The sequence below is a fragment of the Neptunomonas sp. genome (assembly GCF_041601355.1).
Classification (GTDB): Bacteria; Pseudomonadota; Gammaproteobacteria; order Pseudomonadales; family Balneatricaceae; genus Neptunomonas.
Window position 1 is genome coordinate 1 of record NZ_JBFIIH010000184.1, and the last position, 5,540, is coordinate 5,540.

General features: G+C 47.4%; 7 protein-coding genes. 2 read left to right on the forward strand and 5 right to left on the reverse strand.

What is annotated here, in order from left to right; translation table 11 throughout:
- The 3 genes from ABY436_RS18570 to ccmA all read right to left on the reverse strand — a co-directional run.
- Positions 1 to 657: heme ABC transporter permease (locus ABY436_RS18570; RefSeq protein ID WP_372740417.1), on the reverse strand; the 657-nt coding region annotated here is incomplete at its 3' end.
- A 13-nt stretch (positions 658 to 670) separates the two neighbouring features.
- The gene (gene ccmB / locus ABY436_RS18575) at positions 671 to 1,378 is read right to left on the reverse strand and encodes a heme exporter protein CcmB (RefSeq protein WP_372740418.1); all 708 of its coding nucleotides are present in this window, start codon (positions 1,376 to 1,378) and stop codon (positions 671 to 673) included.
- The gene (gene ccmA / locus ABY436_RS18580; protein WP_372740419.1) at positions 1,378 to 2,013 is read right to left on the reverse strand and encodes a cytochrome c biogenesis heme-transporting ATPase CcmA; all 636 of its coding nucleotides are present in this window, start codon (positions 2,011 to 2,013) and stop codon (positions 1,378 to 1,380) included. Before ccmA ends, ccmB begins: the two co-directional genes overlap by 1 nt.
- Positions 2,014 to 2,180: 167 nt before the next feature.
- On the opposite strand from ccmA, the gene ABY436_RS18585 reads away from it, so the two are divergent.
- Both ABY436_RS18585 and ABY436_RS18590 read left to right on the forward strand, forming a co-directional pair.
- The gene (locus tag ABY436_RS18585) at positions 2,181 to 4,199 is read left to right on the forward strand and encodes a flagellar hook-length control protein FliK (protein ID WP_372740420.1); all 2,019 of its coding nucleotides are present in this window, start codon (positions 2,181 to 2,183) and stop codon (positions 4,197 to 4,199) included.
- Positions 4,196 to 4,465, forward strand: coding sequence for an EscU/YscU/HrcU family type III secretion system export apparatus switch protein (locus tag ABY436_RS18590; RefSeq protein WP_372740421.1), 270 nt, complete (start codon positions 4,196 to 4,198; stop codon positions 4,463 to 4,465). The genes ABY436_RS18585 and ABY436_RS18590 overlap by 4 nt, the downstream gene beginning before the upstream one ends.
- 29 nt (positions 4,466 to 4,494) lie before the next feature.
- On the opposite strand, the gene ABY436_RS18595 is transcribed toward ABY436_RS18590, so the two are convergent.
- Together ABY436_RS18595 and ABY436_RS18600 are read right to left on the reverse strand one after the other, a co-directional pair.
- Positions 4,495 to 4,902 (reverse strand): DUF2802 domain-containing protein, encoded by a 408-nt coding sequence (locus tag ABY436_RS18595; RefSeq protein WP_232348857.1) that lies wholly within the window; start codon positions 4,900 to 4,902, stop codon positions 4,495 to 4,497.
- Between the two features lie 83 nt (positions 4,903 to 4,985).
- On the reverse strand, positions 4,986 to 5,540 hold a 555-nt coding region (locus ABY436_RS18600; RefSeq protein WP_372740422.1), incomplete at its 5' end, for a chemotaxis protein CheW.

Consider the following 5,540-nt stretch of genomic DNA (forward strand, 5'->3'; position numbering starts at 1 on the left):
ATAGAACCCCAAGACCATCACTAACAGAGGCAACCACATCTCAACCGGCATCGCTGGCTTTTCTGTTAAGGTGAAGGTGGCTGGCTGATGCAGGGTATTCCACCAGTCTACGGAATACTTAATGATAGGAATGTTAACCAAACCGACCAAGGATAAAACAGAAGCGGCTTTCGCTGCCGTTGTTTCATTATCCATCGCAGCGTACAAGGCCATCACACCCATATAGAGAAACAGCAAAATTAACATTGATGTCAGCCGCGCGTCCCATACCCACCAGGATCCCCAGGTTGGTTTACCCCAGATTGCACCGGTTGCCAGCGCCATTACTGCAATGGAAGCCCCAATCGGGGCACAGGCAAAAGCCACCATATCTGCTACTTTTATTTTCCAGATAAGGCCTACCGCACCGGCAATCGCCATTAACATATAGCAGGATTGCGCTAATAAGGCGGAGGGCACATGGATATACATAATGCGGAAGCTATTGCCCTGCTGATAATCCGGTGGAGCAAAGGCTAATGCCCAGACAAGCCCGGCAACCAGCAGCAAAACAGCAGCAATCAAGAAACCCGGAAGTAATTTACCGGTAATGTCATAACACCAACGAGGTGACGCCAACTGATAGAACCAGCGGGGTAACCAATTACTTCCTGCCATATTTCATCATCTCTTAACCCGTCACAGAAATTCGTACAGCCGCGCTAATTGCCAGCGGCGCCAATACAATACCCAACGCCAACATGGCACCCAATATCGCCAGATAACCCGCTAAAGGCAAACCGGCTACTGCTGCCTGCACTGCACCCGAACCAAAAATAAGCACAGGAATATACAGTGGCAGCACTAACAGAGAAATCAACACACCACCCCGCTTCAAACCAACCGTCAGACCCGCGCCAATGGCACCGATCAGACTTAGCACAAAGGTGCCGATCAACAAACTCACGACCAGCCCGAACATCGCACCCGTGGGTAAAAACAACATCACACCCAACAGCGGAGACATCAAGGCTAGCGGTAATCCGGTGGTCATCCAATGCGCCATCACTTTAGCCAGGCAAACAACCATAAGTGGCTGGGGGCTTAAAATCACTTGTTCTAAAGTACCGTCGTCATAATCCGAACGGAATATTCCATCCAGTGACAAAAGTGTTGCCAATAATGCCGCGACCCAGACCACACCAGGCGCCACATCCGCTAAAAAAGTCGGTTCCGGGCTTACTCCTAGCGGAAATAACGTTGCCACCATTAAGAAAAAGATCAGTGGATTAACCAGATCACTTTTACGTCTGAAAGACAGCAACAAGTCTCTTTTTAAAACAGCAGAGAACAATTGGCCCAACGATATTTCCGCTGAGTTAGTACACAATTCAGCCATCAAGTTCCCATTAATTGGTCAAGATTAATCTTTGTCACGGGCCCGCATGAAGTTAAATCATGATGGGTCGTTAAAATAACACTCCCGCCCGCAGCCACATGACCTGCCAGCCACTTTTCTTTAGCAGCAACACCATGCTTATCGATTGCAGTAAATGGCTCATCCAAAATCCACAGCGTAGCCGTATTCATATATAAACGAGCCAAACTTACCCGTCGATTCTGCCCTGCGGATAAAGAGTGACAAGGCACATCTTCATATCCTTTGAGACCTACAGCATCAAGTGCGACTAAAATTTTCTCTGCTGATAATGCCGGATGAATAGCACTGTACCATTGCAAATTCTCCACGGGTGTCAACATACCTTTAACGCCTGGCTGATGGCCGAAATAGAGCATGGAAGATAAAAACTCATCCTTCATTTTCTCTATCAGCTTGCCACGCCAGTATATTTCACCTTCAAAATCATTGGAAAGACCGCTCAGTATTCTTAACAGCGTGGTTTTCCCACTACCATTTGCCCCTTCTATCTGCATCAGTTCGCCTGCAGCCAGCGTAAATGCCAGCCCATCAAACAAGGTGCGCTCATCTCGCTCACAAAACAGATCGACAACTTTTAATAATGGCTGCGACAACAACTTTCCCTCAAAATCTGCGTATTAACTGCATATAAACTGCATATAAAAAAGGTTCACGCTACACTTTATTAATTACTGGCCGATGCATAAACAGGGCATTATATACAAATTAAACTCAGCAGGGGCTTGCTCATGATCAGATTTCATATAAAAAGTATCTATTAATGAGCACTATCACACCACAATCACTGGCCCTGCTCGATTCTACAGGGAACTCGCGCACCGCAAGCAGTGAAAAGCTGATACCGGCAGGGGGAACTTTACAAGCCACCGTCAAACAGGTCTCTCAGGATCAGCTCAGCCCTAATGTATTCAGACTTAAGTTAGAAGCCAATAGCGTACTGATGGAACTCAAAGTGCAACAACCCATTGCACAGGGTAGCCAGGTAACTCTGGCAAGGTCCACTGATGGACAGCTCTCGGTTACAATCAATGCTACAAACAGCGGCAAGACAGGTATTTCTGGCGGTGCAGATAAACCTCAAAATAGCCAGACGTATCAAACAACAGCAACGCCGGTTATCCGCTCGGGCGATGACTCCAGTCGTTTGAATCGCCTTATTCCCACCGGACATTCTATTAGTGCCCAGGTAGTCACACAAACGCCGGGGCAGACGACTCCGACTCTGCAATCACAATCGCACACCCTCACACCCCAGACTAACGGGCCACAGCAGACATCTACTCAACCTCAAACAACACTTTCCCAACAAGCCCAACCGCCTTTGTCAGCGAACACACCATTACAAACATCAGCACCTCAAATACCTCCCAACCAAACAATGCCTGGCCCAACCGTGCCCGCACAAACACCGGCACAGGCTTCAGTGACACCTCAGGCACTGGCCGCGACTTCTCAAACGACTTCAGCAGCCCCAACAACTCCTACACCTCCTGCAACTGCAGCCAACACCCAAGCGACGCCTGCGGCATCACAAACACCACCGTCACCGCCAATCTCTCAACCGGCTCAGACGCCCCAAACAGCAAGCCAGACACCTCAGGCACCGTCAGGCACTCAAGCGACTAGTGTTACTCGTGCAGCTGTTGTTACCGCTTCTGTTAATACTTCCGTTACTACTACAGCGCCGACCCAAGCACCTTTGACAAATCAAACATCTCTGGCAACTCCAACAACCCCAACAGCGCCAACAACACAAGCCCAGCCCCAACCAGCAGCTACAAAATACAATACTGACCCCGCCGTCAATATAATGACGCTTAAGATAACAGGGGAAACCATTACACTGAAAACATCGGCTAATCTACCACCATTACAACAGGTTCAGATATCGCGTAGCACTAACGACCAACTCTTAATACGCTGGTCACAACCTATTTCATCAGCACCTACCACATCAGCGCTAACGCTCACCTCAAGCCAAACCCAGACCGTTGAAAACAGCATGCGTGAATTACTGCCACAGCAGATCACGCTAACCAGCGGCGTGCAACAAATTCTCAACAGCACCCAGGCAAGCACTGCCGGCGCTGCAGGCCAGATCGACAAGGTAGTTCAATCATTAATGCTGCTATTTGGTGTACAGCCGGGTGCAGCAGAAGCACAGCAAGCTATTAAACAAAATATTGGTTACGGTGGGCTTTTCACAGAAAACAAGTTGGCCAACCAACAACCTCCGGCTAAAGATATGAAGCAGTTTCTGGGAAAAATGCAGGCATTAGCCGGGCAACTCCCTGATGCGCAAAAGCAGGTCATCCAAACAACGATTGAAAAAATGCTCGCACGCATTACCTCAAATCAGTTACATAGTTTGCAACACCGGCAAGAAAGAGTAGAAACAAATGAACGTTTTTTTCAGCTGGACCTACCCGTTCAGAATCAAAACTCACTTGAAAATGTTGAATTACGCATAAGCCAGCGAAGTCAGAAAAACAGCCGTGACGAACCCGAAACGATATGGAAAGTCAGGCTACATTTTGACCTGGAAGAATCCGGCAGTATCGACGCAGAGCTCAGTTTAAATCAAGAACAAAATGAGATTTCCGCCGCTTTCACTTGCGCCAACAATGACACGGCCACCTTCGTCAGAAGCCAGCTGGAGAGCTTCAGAACACAACTCACCGCACTCGGATTAACAGTGCCGGCACTGGCCTGCAGGCAAGGCGAACAAGGGCCGCAACTATCCCCTATACAGAAACAATTAATAGATATAAAAACATGAATCCAGAAGATGAAATCGACTCAGTCGTCGCCTTAAAATACAACCATGGGTCTTCATCTGCTCCGAAGGTGGTTGCCAGAGGAAAAGGAGATATAGCGAAACAAATACTCGAACTGGCAAAGGAGCATGAAATCCATATTCACCAAAGCCCAGAGCTATTAGAAGTACTTATTCGGCTAGAGGTAGGTGACGAGATCCCTGAAGCCTTGTACAGAGCTATCGCCGAAGTGATTGCATTTGCATACAATCTTAAAAACAAAAAATAACGCGTAGACTTTTCAAAAAGTATTAATGATTACTTATGTTCAATACCCTGATGCGTGTGCAATTCTTTATGTAACAGGGCCATTAACTCCGCTTCCGGCCGCCCGATACCACAATCTTTAACTAGATCATCCACATCAGCGCCCATTTCCATTAAACGAGCCGCCTGATTATAGGCCAAATCACCTGGATCCCTGTTCTCAAGTTCTAACTGCTTTTCGACCGTAATATTGAGCTTTTGCTCGATATCAACCAAGCGCTTTCCCATACCAATTGAACTGCCGGTTATCGAACGTATCTCATTACGTAATACAGTAACCAAGGCTTTATATTGTCGCTCGTGCTGTTTTTGCCGGAAGAAAGTATAGATACTTAGTCCTGCAAACAACATAACCATGACACTTAAGAAAGAGACTACCCACATACTAGATTCTGCCAATACACTGCCCTTATCCACACCAACAACATTTAAAGAGACTTATATAAGTGCACAAAACTGCACATAACTGAACATCACTCAACTCAACGATTGCCTGACGCCAGCTCAAACTGTTTAATCAGCAGATCTACGTCAACAACTGCACAACGCTCTTGCATATAGGTACCCAGCAACCAGGGTCGATTCTGCTTATCGGCATTAATATTAATACTACTGTGCGGTATACGCACCGACTTTTCAAGATCATCACAGGTCAATGCCCAGCGTTTTCCTTCAAGTACAAGCAGTTCTGCATAACGTGATTTAGCAGGATCATACCTATCGGACAAGATCCAACAACCTGTATCTACTATTTTGCTTTGAATAGATCCGCGCACAAAGCTACCCAGTATCCATTCATAGTTGTTATCCAGCCGGAATGTCACTGAGCTCAAAGACAAGGCGCCTTCGATGCTTTCAAAGGGTATCGCCAACTTAAGCCCACAGACATTCACTAAAACACAATTCAGCTCCCCATCCATAAGTAGAGGTTCTGGCTCTGGCTCTGGCTCTGGCTCTGGCTCTGGCTCTGACTCTGGCTCTGGCTCTGGCTCTGGCTCTGGCTCTGGCTCTGGCTCTGGCTCTGGCTCTGGCTCTGG